This is a genomic window from Falsiroseomonas sp. (genome assembly GCF_051859025.1).
Lineage (GTDB): Bacteria > Pseudomonadota > Alphaproteobacteria > Acetobacterales > Acetobacteraceae > Falsiroseomonas.
This window is the reverse complement of sequence record NZ_JBHYGL010000023.1, coordinates 52,303-68,078: the sequence shown is the minus strand read 5'-3', so window position 1 is coordinate 68,078 and position 15,776 is coordinate 52,303. Positions and strand designations below refer to the sequence as shown.

Genomic DNA, 15,776 nt, shown 5'->3' with positions numbered 1-15,776 from the left:
GGAACGGGTATCTGGACATCGGTGGATACCGTTGGATACAAAGAGCCTCAGAAGCTGACCGAGGGGCCGCCATGCCCGATTTCTCCCGTGTCTATGACGTGCTGGTCGTGGGTGGCGGCAATGCCGCGCTCTGCGCCGCCATCACCGCCGCGCGGGCGGGGGCGAGCGTGATCCTGTGCGAGGCGTCCCCTCCCCCGCTGCGCGGCGGCAATTCGCGGCACACGCGCAACCTGCGGACCATGCATCCCGGCCCGACCCAGGTGATGACGGACAGCTACCTGGAGGAGGAGTACTGGGACGACCTCCGCCGCGTGACCGCGGGCAAGACGGATGAGCATCTGGCGCGGATGTGCATCCGGGCGAGCCAGCATGCGCCGGATTTCCTGGCGAGCTGCGGCGTGGTGTTCCAGCCCTCGTTGTCCGGCACGCTGTCCCTGTCCCGCACCAATGCGTTCTTCCTGGGCGGCGGCAAGGCGCTGGTGAATGCGCTGTACCGGGAATGCGCGCGGCTTGGCATCGTCACGCTGTTCGACACGGAAGTGCAGCACATCAAGGTCGAGGAAGGCTGGGCGACGGAGGCGGTGGTCAGCCATGCCGGCTTCCCCGAACGCATCCGCTTCAAGGCGCTGGTGGCATCCTCCGGCGGCTTCCAGGCCAATCGGAACTGGCTGCGGGAATACTGGGGCGATGCGGCCGACAATTTCCAGATTCGCGGCACGCCCTATGCCCAGGGCGTCGTGCTGAAGGATCTGCTGGCGCAGGGCGTGCAGGAAGTGGGCGATCCCACGCAGTTCCACGCGGTAGCGAATGACGCCCGCGCGCCGATGGAGGATGGCGGCCTGGCCATGCGGCTGGATTGCGTGCCCTTCGCCGTGGTGGTGAACCGGAACGTCGAGCGTTTCTACGATGAGGGCGAGGATGTCTGGCCGAAGCGCTACGCCATCTGGGGCCGCCTGATCGCGCAGCAGCCGGGCCAGGTAGCGCTGGCCGTCACGGACAGCCAGGCGGTGATGAATTTCCTGCCGTCCGTCTATCCGCCCTACAAGGCCGACAGCATCGCGGGCATCGCGGCCCAGGCGGGCATGGATGCGGCGAAGCTGGAGAAGGTGATCGCGGACTACAACGCCGCCGTCGTGCCCGGCACCTTCACGCCGATGGTGCCCGATGATTGCCGGACAGAAGGGCTCAGCCCGCCGAAAAGCCATTGGGCACGGCGCATCGACAAGCCGCCCTACTACGCCTACCCGCTGCGCCCCGGCATCACCTTCACCTTCCTCAGCGTGAAGGTGGACGACAAGGCCCGCGTGCTGATGGCGGATGGCAAGCCTTCCGGAAACATGTTCGCCAGCGGCGAGATCATGTCCGGCAACATCCTGGGCCAGGGCTACCTGGCGGGTTTCGGCATGACGCTGGGCACGGTGTTCGGCCGCCTGGCCGGAGAGGGAGCGGCGAAGCATGTCCGCAACTGAGATGAGCAAGCTGGACGCGCTGCTGCGCGAGGCGGAAGTGACGGAAAGCGATGCCTACCAGGATGCGCGGCGCCAGATGGCGGTGTGCAATGCCTGCCGGTATTGCGAGGGCTACTGCGCCGTCTTCCCGGCGATGGCGGCGCGGCGGGAATTCGCCACCGCTGACCTCACGCACCTGGCCAATCTCTGCCATGGCTGCAAGGGCTGCTACCACGCCTGCCAGTATGCGCCGCCGCACGCCTTCGCCATCAACATCCCCGCCACCTTCGCGACGATCCGGCAGGAAAGCTACGCGCAATACGCCTGGCCGCCGGCAATGGGCCGCGCCTTCGAGAAGAACGGCACCGTCGTCGTCGCCGTTGCCACGCTGTTCGTGACGCTGGCGCTGCTGCTGGCGGTGGCGCTGGTGGACCCGTCCAGGCTGTGGACGGCGCAGACGGGCACGGGCGCCTTCTTCCGCATCATCCCGCTCTGGCTGATCAACACGCTGGCGGGGGCGAGCTTCGGCTTCGGGATCCTGGCGATGGCGATGGGGGCTGTGCGCTACCTCAGGGGCACGGGCTGGCTGGGTGGGCCGATCGCGCCGGCGCCCGTGGCGGATGCGGCGGTGGATGTGCTGACGCTGCGCAACCTCGGCGGTGGCGGGCATGGCTGCAACGATGTGGATGACAGCTTCGCCCAGCAGCGGCGCTGGCTGCACCAGGCCATGTTCTACGGCTTCATGCTGTGCTTCGCGGCAACGACGACGGGCGCCATCTACCACCATGTCTTCGGCTGGAAGTCGCCGCATGCCTTCCTGAGCCTGCCGGTGCAGCTGGGCACCTGGGGCGGCGTGCTGCTGTGCATCGGCACGGCGGGGCTGATGCGGGTGAAGGTCATCACCGATCCGGTGCCGGTGGCGCGCAAGCTGCTCGGCGGTGAATTCGCGATGCTCGGCCTGCTGTTCCTGATCGGATCGACGGGCCTGCTGCTGCTGGCGGTGCGGCATACCGGCGCCATGGGCTTCATGCTGGCCCTGCATTTCGGCCTGGTCCTCGCGTTCTTCGCCGTGCTGCCCTACAGCAAGATGGTGCACGGCGTGTATCGCGGCATCGCGCTGCTGCGGAATGCGCGGGAACGGCGCGCGCGCGCCTAAGCGGCTTCCACCGCCGGCACGGGCGGGAATAGGCATTCCGCGATGAAGGCGTCGGCGATGTCGGCGCCAATGCAGCCCGCCAGCATGCGGCGCGTGCGGTCGTTCCGGCGCTGGCCCTCGATGTAGCGGGCCTGCGCGGCGGCCATGGCGGCGGGATCGCAGCGCGTGGCGGGAAGGAGGCAGCGGAGCGTCGCCGCGCCGAGATCGAGCCCCGCCTGGAAGGCCGTCGCATCCGCGGGCCGCACGGCGATGACACGCGGCGAGAAGATCGCCGTCCACTCCGGCAGGACGCGCTGCGTGCCAAGGGCAGCGCGGTGCGGTTCCAGGCCATCGGCCCAGGCGGCGATCAGCGGATCGGCCTCCGGCACCGTCGGCGAGAGATCGAGGAAGCAGCCCGTGGCGCGATCCTGGCCAGCGATGACATCGAAACCGTAGATCGGCAGCGCCTGGTCGAGATGCGGGAAGGCGCAGGCATGCAGCACCGCGATCTCACCGGGGATGGCGAAATACTCGACATGCAGGCGCCGCAGCGCGGGGGTGCGGACCACGGTGTTGCGCCAGGCGATGGGGCGGCGGAGCGTGCCTTCCGCGGCGGCGCGGGAACGCCAATCCGGCATGGGCAGGATGCGCGCGCCGGGTATCGAGGCGGCCGTCGTGGCCAGCGCATCGACCGCTTCCTCCAGCTTCTGCAACAGGGACATGGATCAGGCGCCCGCCACCCAGCGATCCAGCACATCGAAGGCGTGCCGGGCCGCGGCGATGACGGCGTCCGGGTCGAATTGCGCGGCCTCCGCCCCCGCATCCAGCGCAAGGCGGAAATCGCGCCAGAGCGTGCCGGTCTCCGCGCCATGCGGCACGACATGCGCGGCGCCGTTGGTGGGACCGATGCCGAGTGCCGCGTTCAGGTGCCGCGCGATGAGCTGGCCGCCGAGCGTCGAGCCTTCGAGGACGTAGAGCGCGCCGAGCGCCTGTTCGACGCTGCGGATGGCATGGGCCTCGCAGCGCGGCAGGGCGGCGATGTCATCCGGCGCGAAGCCGAGGGCACGGAGATCCGCGGCCAGCGCCGCCCGGCGCGTCAGGCGGCGGTGCAGCACCAGGCAGGCCGGCAGGCGATGGGAGACGGCATCCAGCGCCGTTTCCAGCGGCCCGTGATGGCCGTGCAGGCGCGCGACCAGGCGGCGATATTCCGCCATGGTCAGGTCTGGCGCCATGAGGCGGGCAAAGCGGGCATTCGCCTCGATCCGGTCATGCAGATCCCGCGTTTCCTGCCGCAGGCGCAGCGTCAGCGGCGGGGCCAAGGCGGGAAAGACGGGGGCTTCCGCCAGTGCGATGGACATCATGTCAGCGCCTTCTGCGTTTCGATCGTGGCATTCAGCAGGCCCTCGCGGTTGCGCACCACGCCCTCGGCGGAAACGGTGAGCGTGTCGAGCGAGCGGGTGAGCTGGACATAGGCTTCCCCCGTATCGCTGATCGCGAGTTGCATGCGGGTGATCACATCATTCACGCCGGCCATCATGGCGGCGGCGTCCACGGTCTGCTGGCAGCCATCGCCGATGCGCTCCGCAAGCGACCGCTGGCGTTGCAGCAGGTCCGTCAGCGTCGCCGTCGCGCCATGAACGGCGCCGACGATGGCGCCGAAATCCGCCTGCACGCCACGGGTGGCGGAGACGAGGTCGCGCAGGCGGGATTCGATATTGGCGCTGAGGGTCCCGGCCTCCCCGGCCAGGGCCTTCACCTCCTGCGCGATGACGGCAAAGCCGGCGCCGTGCTGGCCGGCGCGCGTCGCCTCGATCCGCGCATTGAGCGAGAGCAGGTTGGTCTGGGCGGAGATCTTGTTGATGCCGCGCAGGAACTCCCCGATCGTGCCGAAGGTGGAGACCAGCGCATCGATGGAGGTGGCGCCGGCGGCGGCGCGGCTTTCGGCATCCTCCGCCTGGGCGCGGGCGGCATCCGTCAGGCTCGTCATCTCCTGCGTCGAGGACAGCAGGGCCTGGCCGGCGGCCTCCGAACGCTGAAGGAAGTCCGACGTCTCCGCCGCGCTGACGGAAAGCGAGCACGCCTCCATCATCGTGCCTTCCAGCGTGTTGGACAGCTTGGCGCCCGCGTCGCGGATCACCGAGCATTCCTCCAGCACGCGGGAGGAGAGGAAATCCAGGCGGGAGAAATCCTTCTCCCCTTCGGGCCGGGGCCTGCCGCGGCGGTCTTCGCCCCCCGCGGAATCCCCGGAACCGGCAACCATCGACATGCCGTCCATGATGGCCTCCGGCCGTTGCTATTGGATTTGCAGCACCTTGCCGAGATTGGCCTTGTGCATCAGGGACAGCACCGCCGGGTTCGCGTTGACGATGCCGACGGATTTGTTCTTCGACTTTGCCGTGTGGCTCCGCATCATCAGCATGCCGGCACTCGCGGCCTCCATGCTCTGCACACCGGCGAAATCGAGGCGGATCTGCGTGACCGCGCCATTGGCGAGGACGGGTTCGAGCTGCTGCTTGAGCGTCACCTGGCTCATGCTGTCGAGCACGCCGCGGAGCGTGACGGAGGCCTGCGAACCGCTGGCCTGGACGGAGACGTTGATGGACATGGCGTGTCTCCTCAGGCCACGGAATGCCAGCGGCTGCCGGGGGCGGCAGGCAGCGTGGCCGGCAGGGTGCCCGCACCGCGCGGGGCGAAGAGATCGGCTTCCGAACGGGCGTCGACCACCACAGGATCGCCGGGCTGGTCGGAGGCGGGGGCGGAGACGCCGCGCGCCTGGCGCAACCAGACATCGCCGATGGCGCCGGCGAATTTCGCGGCGAGAAGGATTTCCTGATCCAGCCAGGGGCGCGATGCGCCACCGAGCGGCGCGCGATGCGCGGCGAAATCCTCTCGGGGCTTGAACATCTTCTCGCTGTTCAACTCCGCCCCACTCGGCGGGCGTCCGGCCCAGACGGCGTCGATGACCCTTTCGCGCCGGAACCACATGATCATGTCGCCGCGGTTGCCGATGGGGGCGGCGAGGAGGCCGCTGGCGATCGCGCGCAGTTCGGGCCCCGCCGGGGTGTAGTCGCCCAGCGCATCGGTGGCGAAGACGCGCCATTCCGACGTGTCGAAGGCCGGCAGGCGGGAGCCGAAGAGGGAGGCGATGCCGCGCACCGTCAGCGCATCGGGCGTCGTGCCTACCAGATGCACATGGCCCGCGGGGCCCGCGCGCAGCACGGCGGCGCCATCGGCATCCGCGAGGCGCAGCAGGTCGGAGGAGAAGCGATCCTCCGCCCTTCCCGCGGCCGCGACCTCCACCCCGCTGATCGAGACATAGGTGGGGGCCAGCGCCGCGACGTGGCGGGAGACCGCGTGCATGGCGTGCAGCCGCGCGCTGGTCAAATGTTCGCCGCGCATGGCGGCGGCGGCGGCGAGCATGGCCTGGCTGCCATCGACCGTCGCGATCATCTCGGCGCTCAGGCGCTGGCGGTCCGCGATGCGGGCTTCCTGCGCCTCCAGCTCCACGAGGCGGGAGGCGAACATCATGGTGAGCTGTTCGATGACCGCGCGGCTGTCGTAGTTCAGGAACTTCTCGTCCTTGTTGTGGACGACGAAGAGGCCCCAGACATTGTTGTCGATGTTCACGGGGAAGATGATGTTGCTGCCGACGCCGAGGTTGCGGTTGTAGCCGTTGTCGCAGGGGTGGATGCCGCGCAGCCAGCAATCCGTCATGTCGATGGCATCGCCGCTCGGCACCGGTTCGCCGCCGCCGCCCATGGTGAGCAGGGGCACGGAGCCGCGCTGGGTCGGCTTCTGGCGGGTCTTGCCGCTGCGCAGGATCTCCTTCGCATTCTCCGGCACGTCGGAGGCGGAGAAGTGGTAGCCGAGGAAGGAATTCGGCAGCCTGCTGTCGGGCGCATGGAATTCCGCGGCGACGACGCCATGGCCATGGGCGAGGAAGCGATAGAGCTTCACGCGGTCATACCGCGTCACGAAATGCATCATCTTCGCGGAGGCCTCGAACAGCCCCTGCACGGTGGTCTGCCGCGCCACGGCATCGAGCGCGGTCGTGACCATCGTCTGGTAGTCGTGCTCGGCCTCCACGAAGGGCTCGATCTCGATGAAGAGGCGGCCGTCGCGGATGTGGCAGATGGCTTCGAAGCGCCGGCCCTGCGCAACGATGGGCGTCGGGTTGTCGAAGTAGCGGCGGCCGGGGCGCAGGATCTCCCCCAGCCTTGCCAGGCTTTCGGCATCGCGGAAGGCCGCGGCCGGCGAGTGGCCCAGCACGGCCTGCGGCGCGACGCCCAGGATCTCCTGCACATTGGCGCTGACATGCTCGACGATGCCGGTTTCCGGCACCACCACCATCATCACGCCATGCGGCTGGACGGTGCCGATGCGCGCCAGTGGCAGCGCATCATGCTCGCAGGGCGCGGGGCGCCCGTTCCAGATGTGTGCTCGGATGTTCGCCATGCCTCGGCTTCCCTTCTCGGCCCTGCCACGTGGGACATCCGGAGACATCGCATCAATGCCGGGCGTGATCGCCTGGCATCCCGTCGGTCGGGATGGCGACGATCATCATGGCGAGAGGAGACTTAAGGACAGGTTTGTTTCGGGGCTGACGTCGTGTGATGACGCATGAAATTCGGGCAAACCGGCGGCAACCTTGCCCATCTGGTAAGCGGATTGCCGCCTTCCGCATCTTCACGAAGGCGAAACCAGTGGGCTGCTAGCCATGCTGCTAGGCCCGGCGATCCCGGTGGGCCGCAGGTGGCAGGAGGCCACGGCGCGCATGGAATTCGGCACGCGGAGCATCCGGTCCGCCGGGCAGGGCAGCGGCAGCGTCGAGGTCACGCTGCCCCCGGCCTTCCGCGGCCTGGCGGGGCTGGCGTGCCGCGTGGCGCTGCGCGACGGGCTGCGCCCCGAACTGGTGTTGCAGCCCGACCTGAGGGCGGCGCGCGCTGCCTTCGCACGTGTGTGGGCGCTGCTGTCGGAGGGGCTGGGGATCGAGGGCCATGCGCTGCCGCTGGCGGAATGCGCCATCACGCTGTGGCCCGCGGCGGAAGCGCCGGGCGCCATGCCGCGCCTGGCCTGGGCGGATGGGCTGGCGCTGGCCGGGCCTGCGCCGCACGCGGCATCGGCCCTGGCGCGCAGCGTGACGGCGCTGGCGCAGCTGTCGGCGCACCGGCGCGGCATCGCGCCCGGCCTGGCGGCGGATTTCGGCGCGGCCTGCGGGCATGCGCTGGGCGGCATCGTCGTGCATCCCGCGATGCAGGCGGCCTGCGACATCGGTGCGGCGCTGCTGGCCGGCGGCGGCCTGGGGCCTGAGGCGGCGCTGGTGCTGGCGGCGGAGGATGCGGGCGGCGATGCCTTCCGTGATGCGGCGCTGCCGCGCCTGCGGCTGCTGGCCGACCAGCATCTGGAATGGACCGACGATCCCGCGCGCCACGCCTCCGTCCTTGTCGCCTGGCGGCGCGGCGTCGCGCTCGAACTCAGTGGAGCATGAAGACGATGGCGCGTGAGCGGGCGGTGGCAGAGGCGGAAGGGCTGCTGCAGTTGCAGCCGGGGCCCGACCATGTGCGGACGCCGGCGACGGAAAGGCTGGCGGCGCGCGCGCTGGCCTATCTCGATGCCGGGTTTCCCGTGCATTTCCGGGGGCCGGCCGGCAGCGGCAAGACCAAGACGGCGATGGATCTGGCGGATCGGCTGGGCCGGCCCGTGCTGCTGCTGGTGGGCGATGCCAGCTTCGACACGGCGGCGCTGGTGGGGCGGGAAGCCGGCAGCCGCACACGGCGTGTGGTGGACCGCTACATCACCAGCGTGATGAAGGTGGAGACGGAGACGGTGCCGGTCTGGCTGGACCGCGCGCTGACGGTCGCGTGCACCGAAGGCTGCACGCTGGTCTATGACGAATTCAACCGCGCGCCGCCCGCCGCCAACAATGTGCTGCTGACGGTGCTGGAGGAACGCGTGCTGTCGCTGCCCAAGGCGCGCGGCAGCGACACCGCGATCCGCGTGCATCCGAATTTCCGCGCCATCTTCACCTCCAACCCCGAGGACCATGCGGGGACGGAGGAGGCGCAGGATGCGCTGCTGGACCGGATGGTGACCATCGACCTCGATGGCTTCGACCGGGACACGGAAGTGGCGATCGCGGTGGCGCGGTCCGGGCTCGATCCCGATCAGGCCGGCAGGATCGTCGACCTGGTCAGGGATTTCCGCATCTCCCGCGAATGGACGCGGCGACCGACGCTCCGCGCCTCCGTCATGATCGCGCGGCTGACCAAGGCGCAGGGGATCGATGCCTCGGCCGAGGAGGAACGCTTCGTGGAGATCGTGCTGGACGTGCTGGGCAGCCGGGTGAAGCCCTCCCTCGCCGGGGCGCAGGACCCGAAGCACCGGCAGATGCTGGTGCGGCTGGTGGAGCATTTCTGCGGGCCGCGCCTGGCCGGGCAGGTGGCGTGATGGCACGCCCGCGCAGCAGCCTGGCCACCACGCGGCCGCGTGCCCGGCGGCAGGGCGTGGAGACGGCGCTGGAAGGCGCCGCCACGGAATTCGCGCTGCTGGCGCAGCGGCGGTCGCGGCTGTCGCGGCAGATGGAATTGCTGCGGCGCCAGCATGAGGCCGCGGCGACGACGATGGGACAGGTGATGGCGCGCATGGCCGCGCTGTCCACCCGCATCGGCACGCTGGTGCCCGAGGATGCGACGGAACCCCAGGCGGAAAAGCCGCCCCCCGTGGCGCGCCGCCGCGGCGTGCCGATGACCTATTGAGGAACGGAGACCATGGAACTCACCGAGATCGTGGAGACGGCGAAGCGGCAGATGACGGTGATCACCGGCCTGCCGGCCGATACCGTCGCGCGGCTGGACCCGGCGGAGGATGGCTGGGCGGTCGCGATCGACATGCTGGAACACCGCGCCATCCCGCGCACGCATGACCTGATCGCGGCCTTCGAGGTCACGCTGGACAATGGCGGGCGCATCCTGCGCTGGAAGCGCACGGGCCGCTTCCAGCGCGGCCAGGCGCGCGAGGAAGCCTGATCCCATGCAGCACGCGGTTGGCGGCTCCTCCCTCGCCGATATCCTGGAGCGGATCCTCGACAAGGGGATCGTGGTGGCGGGCGACATCTCCGTCAGCCTGGTCGGCGTGGAACTGCTGACCATCCGGGTGCGGCTTGTCGTCGCCTCCGTCGATCGCGCGCTGGAGATGGGCATCCGCTGGTGGGAGGCGGATACGGGCCTGACGGGCCAGGCGCAGAAGCTGACGCAGGAGAATGCGATGCTCGCGGAACGCGTGGCGCTGCTGGAGAAGCGGCTGGCAGGGGTGGGCGCATGAGCGGCGCGCGCGGGCCGCGGCGGCCGATTTCCGTGGCAAGGGCGATGGCGGAACAGGCGCGTGGCGACCGGCCGGCGATCGATCCCGTCGCCTCCATCACGGGCATGATGGAGGGGCTGAAGGGGCTGGCGGAGGGGCTCGGCAAGCTCGCCGAGACTGCGAAATCCGCCGACGGGGAGCCGAAGATCGCCTTCGGCTATGCGGTGCGGACGATGGAAGGCGCGGTCCAGGGTTCCTCCATGCCGGGATTCTCCCCCTCCGTGCAGCCGAGGCGCGAGGAGCCGGCGGCGCGGGAGCCGCTGGTGGACGTGTTCGAGGAAGCGGAGGCGATCCTCATCGTCGCGGAAGTGCCGGGGGTGGCGCCGGATGGCCTGACACTCACGGTGCGGGAAGGCGCGCTGGAGATCACCGGCACCGGGCGCGCGCGCTACCACCGCCTGGTGACGCTGCCCTGCACGGTGACGGCGGCGGGCATGAGCCATGCGCTGCGCAACGGCATCCTGGAAGTCCGGCTGCTGCGCCTGGAGCCGGGCGCATGAGCGGCGGGCTCTGGCTCTACGGCATCGGGATGGCGGCGCCGGGCGGCGCGCCGCTGGGCGATGGTGTCGCCGGCGCGGCGGTGGAGGCGATGGATGCGGCGGGGTTCGTGGCCCTCGTCTCCCAGGCGCCGGCGGAACGGCCGGCGCCAACGCGGCGGCACATGCTGACGCATACCGCGGTGCTGGAACGCGCGACGGCGGCGGCGGATGTGCTGCCGGTGCGCTTCGGCACGGTGGCGCCCTGCGCGGTGACGCTGGCGCGATGCCTGGCGGTGAACGCGATGAAGCTGCGCGACGCCATGGCGGGGATCAGCGATAGCGTGGAGCTCGGCCTGCGCGTCTCGTGGCGCGAGGGCGTGATCTTCGAGGAGATCCTGGCCGCGGAGCCTTCGCTGCGCGCGCTGCGCGATCGCCTCGCCACGCGGCCGATGCAGGAGACCTACCAGGACCGCATCGCGCTGGGCCGGCGCGTGGAAGCGGCGCTGGCGCAACGGCGCGCGCAGGAAGCCGCCGCGCTGGATGCGGCGCTGGCGCCACTCGCCGCGCAGATGGTGGCGCTGCGGGAGGTGGATGAGGCGATGATCGCCAACCGCGCCTTCCTTGTCAGGCGCTGCGACGAACAGCGCTTCGATGCCGCGGTGGCGGCGCTGGAGGCGAGGCAGGGTGCGCGGCTGCTGTTCCGCTATGTCGGCCCGGTGCCGCCCTTCAACTTCGTCTCGCTCCGTGCCGAATGGTTCGGCGCGCCGGCGCAGGCGGCGTGAGGCGCGAATGGGCATCCTGCGCACGCTGCTGACGCTGCCGATCTCCCTGCCCGTGGGCGGCATCGGCTGGGTGGCGAACCAGGTGGCGCAGGCGGTGGACCAGCAATGGCACGACCCGCGCCGGGTGGAAGCCGCGCTGCTGGCGCTGGAACGCAGGCTGGAGGCCGGCGAGATCACGGAGGAGCAGTTCGAGGCGGCGGAAGCCGAGCAGCTGGCGGAACTCGCCGCGATCCGGGCGGCGCGGGGATGAGCGGGCTTTCGCTCGGCGTCATCGGCGCCGCCATCGATGATGCCAATCGCGGCATCGCGCGGCTGGACCCGGATGCGATGGCGGCGCTGGGCTGCCGGATCGGCGATGTGCTGGCGATCGAGGGGCGGCGCATCGCCCATGCGCGGGCGCTGCCGCTACCGGTGGCGTCGCGCGGCGGCGGGCGGATCGCGCTGGATGGCGTGACGCGCGGCAATGCGGGCGCGGCACTCGGTGAAGCCGTGACGGTGCGCGCGGCGGGGGATGTGCCCCGGGCGACGCGGGTGGTGCTGGCGGGCCCCGCCATCAAGCCGGGGCTGATCGCGCTGGGGCGCGTGCTGGAAGGGATGCCCCTGGCGGCGGGGGATTCGCTCCTCATCGCGCTGCCCGGCGGGCGGGAGGCGGCGCTGCGCGTGCATGCCATGCAGCCCGAGGGCCCTGCGCTGGTGGATGCGACGACGGTGGTGGCGCTGGAGGGTTCGGCGGCGCCGGAAGCCGCCGGCGCGGTGCGGTATGAGGACCTCGGCGGATTGTCGCGCGTGGTGGAGCGGATCCGGGAGGTGGTGGAACTGCCGCTGCGGCATCGCGATGCCTTCGCGCGGCTCGGCATCTCGCCCCCCCGGGGCGTGCTGCTGGTGGGGCCGCCGGGCACGGGCAAGACGCTGATCGCACGCGCCGTCGCGACCGAAAGCCGCGCCGCCTTCATCGCGGTGAACGGGCCGGAGATCATGGACCGCTACTACGGCGCCAGCGAAGGCGCGCTGCGGGCGGTGTTCGAACGCGCGCGCAAGGAAGCGCCCGCCATCATCTTCATCGATGAGCTGGATGCGATCGCGCCGCGTCGCGATGGGCTGTCCGGCGAGAAGCAGGTGGAAAAGCGCATCGTCGCGCAGCTGCTGACCCTGATGGATGGGCTGGGCGCGCGGGGCGATGTGGTGGTGCTGGCGGCCACCAACATGGCGGACTCGCTGGACCCCGCTTTGCGCCGCCCGGGGCGCTTCGACCGCGAGATCCGCGTCGATCCGCCGGATGAGCAGGGGCGGCGGGAAATCCTGGGCGTGCATACGCGGGCGATGCCGCTGGCGGGCGATGTGGATTTGGCCGTGCTGGCGGGTCTGACGGCGGGGTATGTGGGCGCGGACCTCGCCGCGCTGTGCCGGGAAGCGGCGATCGCGGCGCTGCGGCGGGCGGGCGCGCTGGAGGCGGCGGAGATCGCGCCGGGGCTGGCCGTGACGCAGGGCGACTTCGCGGAGGCGCTGGCGGGCATCGTGCCGAGCGCGCTGCGGGAGACGCATCTGGAGATGCCGCGCGGCGGCTGGGGCGACGTGGCGGGGATGGAGGCGCTGCGCGGCACGCTGGAACGCGCGGTGCTGTGGCCGCTGCGCCATCCCGGTGCCTTCGCGCGGATGGGGCTGCGGCCGCCGCGGGGCGTGCTGCTGCATGGCGCGCCGGGCACGGGCAAGACGCTGCTGGCCCGCGCCCTGGCGGCGGAAGCGGGGATCGCCTTCATCGCGGTGCGGGGCGCCGAACTGCTCTCCCCCTGGCAGGGCACGTCGGAAGCGACGCTGCGGCGGGTGTTCGACCGGGCGCGGCAATCGCGGCCCTGCCTGGTGTTCTTCGACGAGATCGACTGCATCGCGGGGCGCCGCGGCGGCGGCGATGGCGCGACGGTGGAACGCATGGTGGCGACCTTGCTGGCGGAACTCGACGGGATTTCGGACCCGCCGGGGATCGTGGTGCTGGGCGCCACCAACCGCGTGGAGGCGATGGACCCCGCGTTGCTGCGGCCCGGGCGCTTCGACCTGGTGGTGCGGATGCAGGCGCCGGGGGCCGAGGCGCGGCGCGCGATCCTCGGCCTGCATGCCGGGCGCATGGCGCTGGCAGCGGATGTGGACCTGGATGCGCTGGCGCAGGCCAGCGACGGGATGGTGGGCGCGGACCTCGCGGGGCTGTGCCGCCGGGCCGCGCTGGCGGCGATGGAGGAGGCGGCGGAGCCGATGGGCGCGGTGGTCTCCGCCGCGCATTTCGCGGCCGCGCTGGCGATGACACGGGGAGATGCGCCATGAACGCGGATTTGCGGATGCTCGGCATCGCGCCGGGCGGGGATGCGGGCGCGCTGCTGGCGCGGATGGAGGCGCTGCCCGGGCCGCCCATGGCGCTGCTGCGCGCGGGCGGGGTGGCGGCGCTGATGCAGGAGGCGGAGGCGCCGGCCCAGGCGCTGCTGCTGGCAAGGGATCGCGCGGGGCTGCTGAAGCGCCTGGCGGCGCTGCAGCGGCGGCTGGAGGCGGGCTGCATGGCCGGCCCCTTCCTGCCCGCCGATCCGGGCGCGGCCACCCTGCCGGCGGAGACCTGGCCCGCTTTGCTGGCGGCGCAGGCGGAGGCCGCGGCGCGCGCGCTGGCGGATCACGGCGGCACGCATCAGTGGGACGTGATCCTGCGCTGGTCGCCGGACAGCGTGCTGGGGCCGGCGCGCGGCGCGCTGCAGGGCCTGGGCCGGGCAGCGATGGCGGCGACGGTGTCCGGCCTGCTGGCGGAAGCGCGCATGGCGCGGCTTGCAGCGCTGCGCGCGGCGCTGACGGGGCGCGTGCTGGCGGTGGCGGAGGCCGCGCCGGTAGCGGAGGACACGGCCGTGGGCCTGACGGTGCGGGTGCCGGCGGGCGGGGAGGCGGCGATCGAAGCGGCGCTCTTCGCCATGCCGGGGGAGTTGACCGCCGATGTGGCGGCGGATCTGCGGGGGCCGCTGCCGCCGCTGTCCTTCGCCGCGGCGCGCGTGGCGGCGGTGCCGGCGGATGCGATCGACCGGGCGTGGAGCCTGCTCGAACTGCCTGATGCCGTGGCGCCGGCGGAATTGCAGCGGCGCTGGCGCGGCATCGCCGGGCGGCTGCACCCCGACCATACCGGGCCGGAAGCCGATCCCGGGCGCTTCGCGGAAGCGGCGGAAGCCTACCGCCTGCTGCACAGCCTGGCCGGGGCCGGGGAGGTGCGGCGCGCGGCGCTGGTCGGGCGCGATGCCTGCCGGCTGCTGCTGCCGGAGGCGCTGTGATGGAAGCGCTCTACGCCTATGCCGTGGTGTCGGCGGATGCGGCGCTGCCACGCGACGTGGACGCCATCCTGCCCGGCGCCGGCTTCGCCCTGGTGCAGGCGGGCGGCTGCGCGGCGCTGGTAAGCCTGGTGGCGCGGGAGCCCTTCGAGGCCGGGCCGGGCTGCCGCGGGGATGATCCCGCCTGGGTGGCGGCGCGGGCGGCGGCGCATCACGCCGTGGTCGCGGCGCTGCCGGGGGCGGTGCTGCCGCTGGCCTTCGGGGCGCTGTTCTCCGGCGCCGCACCCCTGGCCGCCTGGCTGGCGGCGCGGGAGGCGGCGCTGATGGCGGCGCTGGCGCAGGTGGAAGGCTGCGCGGAATGCACCGCGAAGCTGGAGGAAGACCCGGCGCGCCACGCCGCCTGGCTCGACGAGCATGACGAGAATCTGCGCGACCTGGCGCGGCGCGCCCGGGATGCGACGGCGGGCACGGCCTTCCTGCTGGCCCGCACGCGGGAGAAGCGGATGGCTGAGGCGCGCGCGGCGCGGGCGACGATGCTGGCGCGGGATGTGGCGGCCAGGCTCGGCCGGCATGCGCATGTGATGCCGGAGGCGCTGACGGCGCTGGTGCGGCGCGCCGACCTGCCGGCGCTGATGGATGATGTCGCGGCAACGGCCAGCGACCTGGCGGAAAGCGGCATCGCGCTGCGCCTTGTCGGGCCCTGGCCGCCCTATGCCTTCGCGCGGGCGGCGCTTTCGCATGCGTGATTCATTGAAGACGCCGCTGCCGCCGCTGGGCAGCGAACCGCAGGCGCTGGTCGATGTGCTGGACCGGCTGCTGGACACCGGCGTGGTGGTGGATGGGCAGATCGTGCTGTCGCTGGCGGGCGTGGACCTCGTGCATCTCGGGCTGCGGGCGCTGCTCGCTTCCGTCGATCGCGCGGCCGGCCTGACCGCGGCGCGGCCGGAGGGGATGCGATGATCGGCTTGCAGGACATGCCGGTGCGGGAAGCACCACCCCCGGTGCAGCCCATGGCGCCGCTGGCGCGGATCGCGCTGGACCCAGCGACCATCGAACAGGACCTGGCGCGGCTGGTGCTGACGCTGGTCGAACTGGTGCGCCGGCTGATGGAAGGCCAGGCGCTGCGGCGGCTGGAGGCCGGCACGGTGACGGCGGAGGAGGCGGAGCGGCTGGGCCTTGGCCTGATGCAGCTTCGCGGCGCCGTGGAGACGCTGTGCGGGCGGCTGGGAATCCGGCCGCAGGATCTGAACCTTGATCTCGGCCCGCTGGGCCGTCTGCTCTGAAGG

The 15,776-nt window shown here is 71.7% G+C and carries 20 protein-coding genes; 15 read left to right on the top strand and 5 right to left on the bottom strand.

Annotated elements, in window-relative coordinates; genetic code table 11:
- Positions 1–71 precede the first annotated feature (71 nt).
- Together tcuA and tcuB are read left to right on the top strand one after the other, a co-directional pair.
- Positions 72–1,469 carry an FAD-dependent tricarballylate dehydrogenase TcuA gene (gene tcuA / locus ACTIE5_RS18490; RefSeq protein ID WP_439551183.1) on the top strand — a complete coding sequence of 466 codons (1,398 nt, stop codon included), beginning with the start codon at positions 72–74 and terminating at the stop codon, positions 1,467–1,469.
- Positions 1,456–2,604 carry a tricarballylate utilization 4Fe-4S protein TcuB gene (gene tcuB, locus ACTIE5_RS18485; protein ID WP_439551182.1) on the top strand — a complete coding sequence of 383 codons (1,149 nt, stop codon included), beginning with the start codon at positions 1,456–1,458 and terminating at the stop codon, positions 2,602–2,604. The genes tcuA and tcuB overlap by 14 nt, the downstream gene beginning before the upstream one ends.
- Here the strand turns inward: tcuB and ACTIE5_RS18480 are convergent.
- Genes ACTIE5_RS18480 through ACTIE5_RS18460 form a run of 5 tightly spaced genes read right to left on the bottom strand, consistent with a single transcriptional unit; the run spans position 2,601 to position 7,038 of the window.
- Positions 2,601–3,305, bottom strand: coding sequence for a hypothetical protein (locus tag ACTIE5_RS18480; protein ID WP_439551181.1), 705 nt, complete (start codon positions 3,303–3,305; stop codon positions 2,601–2,603). The two genes, tcuB and ACTIE5_RS18480, sit on opposite strands and share 4 nt — an antisense overlap.
- 3 nt (positions 3,306–3,308) lie before the next feature.
- Complete coding sequence (locus tag ACTIE5_RS18475) at positions 3,309–3,944, bottom strand: biliverdin-producing heme oxygenase (protein ID WP_439551180.1); 636 nt, start codon at positions 3,942–3,944, stop codon at positions 3,309–3,311.
- Positions 3,941–4,858 (bottom strand): methyl-accepting chemotaxis protein, encoded by a 918-nt coding sequence (locus ACTIE5_RS18470; protein WP_439551179.1) that lies wholly within the window; start codon positions 4,856–4,858, stop codon positions 3,941–3,943. Before ACTIE5_RS18470 ends, ACTIE5_RS18475 begins: the two co-directional genes overlap by 4 nt.
- An 18-nt stretch (positions 4,859–4,876) precedes the next feature.
- On the bottom strand, positions 4,877–5,188 hold the full coding sequence (locus ACTIE5_RS18465) for an STAS domain-containing protein (protein WP_439551178.1): 312 nt from the start codon (positions 5,186–5,188) through the stop codon (positions 4,877–4,879).
- Positions 5,189–5,199: 11 nt separating this feature from the next.
- Complete coding sequence (locus tag ACTIE5_RS18460) at positions 5,200–7,038, bottom strand: GAF domain-containing protein (RefSeq protein WP_439551177.1); 1,839 nt, start codon at positions 7,036–7,038, stop codon at positions 5,200–5,202.
- A gap of 319 nt (positions 7,039–7,357) precedes the next feature.
- Here ACTIE5_RS18460 and ACTIE5_RS18455 point away from each other — a divergent pair, with 319 nt between their 5' ends.
- The 13 genes from ACTIE5_RS18455 to ACTIE5_RS18395 are packed head-to-tail and all read left to right on the top strand — an operon-like array spanning position 7,358 to position 15,773.
- Positions 7,358–8,071 (top strand): hypothetical protein, encoded by a 714-nt coding sequence (locus ACTIE5_RS18455; RefSeq protein ID WP_439551176.1) that lies wholly within the window; start codon positions 7,358–7,360, stop codon positions 8,069–8,071.
- A gap of 5 nt (positions 8,072–8,076) precedes the next feature.
- Positions 8,077–9,030: a gas vesicle protein GvpN gene (gene gvpN / locus ACTIE5_RS18450; RefSeq protein ID WP_439551175.1), complete on the top strand. Its 954-nt coding sequence runs from the start codon at positions 8,077–8,079 to the stop codon at positions 9,028–9,030.
- Entirely contained in the window at positions 9,030–9,338 is a 309-nt protein-coding gene (locus ACTIE5_RS18445) for a hypothetical protein (RefSeq protein WP_439551174.1), read from the top strand. The genes gvpN and ACTIE5_RS18445 overlap by 1 nt, the downstream gene beginning before the upstream one ends.
- A gap of 12 nt (positions 9,339–9,350) precedes the next feature.
- Positions 9,351–9,608, top strand: coding sequence for a gas vesicle protein GvpO (gvpO, locus tag ACTIE5_RS18440; protein ID WP_092960907.1), 258 nt, complete (start codon positions 9,351–9,353; stop codon positions 9,606–9,608).
- 4 nt (positions 9,609–9,612) lie between these two features.
- Positions 9,613–9,903 (top strand): gas vesicle protein GvpJ, encoded by a 291-nt coding sequence (gvpJ, locus tag ACTIE5_RS18435; protein WP_439551173.1) that lies wholly within the window; start codon positions 9,613–9,615, stop codon positions 9,901–9,903.
- A complete protein-coding gene (locus ACTIE5_RS18430) occupies positions 9,900–10,442 on the top strand; it encodes a hypothetical protein (RefSeq protein ID WP_439551172.1) in 543 nt (180 codons plus the stop codon). The genes gvpJ and ACTIE5_RS18430 overlap by 4 nt, the downstream gene beginning before the upstream one ends.
- Positions 10,439–11,203 carry a GvpL/GvpF family gas vesicle protein gene (locus tag ACTIE5_RS18425; protein WP_439551171.1) on the top strand — a complete coding sequence of 255 codons (765 nt, stop codon included), beginning with the start codon at positions 10,439–10,441 and terminating at the stop codon, positions 11,201–11,203. The genes ACTIE5_RS18430 and ACTIE5_RS18425 overlap by 4 nt, the downstream gene beginning before the upstream one ends.
- Positions 11,204–11,210: 7 nt before the next feature.
- Complete coding sequence (locus ACTIE5_RS18420) at positions 11,211–11,453, top strand: gas vesicle protein GvpG (protein ID WP_439551170.1); 243 nt, start codon at positions 11,211–11,213, stop codon at positions 11,451–11,453.
- A complete protein-coding gene (locus ACTIE5_RS18415; RefSeq protein ID WP_439551169.1) occupies positions 11,450–13,516 on the top strand; it encodes an AAA family ATPase in 2,067 nt (688 codons plus the stop codon). The genes ACTIE5_RS18420 and ACTIE5_RS18415 overlap by 4 nt, the downstream gene beginning before the upstream one ends.
- A complete protein-coding gene (locus ACTIE5_RS18410; protein ID WP_439551168.1) occupies positions 13,513–14,493 on the top strand; it encodes a J domain-containing protein in 981 nt (326 codons plus the stop codon). Before ACTIE5_RS18415 ends, ACTIE5_RS18410 begins: the two co-directional genes overlap by 4 nt.
- Entirely contained in the window at positions 14,493–15,236 is a 744-nt protein-coding gene (locus tag ACTIE5_RS18405; RefSeq protein ID WP_439551167.1) for a GvpL/GvpF family gas vesicle protein, read from the top strand. The genes ACTIE5_RS18410 and ACTIE5_RS18405 overlap by 1 nt, the downstream gene beginning before the upstream one ends.
- A complete protein-coding gene (locus ACTIE5_RS18400; protein ID WP_439551166.1) occupies positions 15,229–15,450 on the top strand; it encodes a gas vesicle protein in 222 nt (73 codons plus the stop codon). Before ACTIE5_RS18405 ends, ACTIE5_RS18400 begins: the two co-directional genes overlap by 8 nt.
- The gene (locus tag ACTIE5_RS18395) at positions 15,447–15,773 is read left to right on the top strand and encodes a gas vesicle protein K (RefSeq protein ID WP_439551165.1); all 327 of its coding nucleotides are present in this window, start codon (positions 15,447–15,449) and stop codon (positions 15,771–15,773) included. The genes ACTIE5_RS18400 and ACTIE5_RS18395 overlap by 4 nt, the downstream gene beginning before the upstream one ends.
- Positions 15,774–15,776 lie beyond the last annotated feature (3 nt).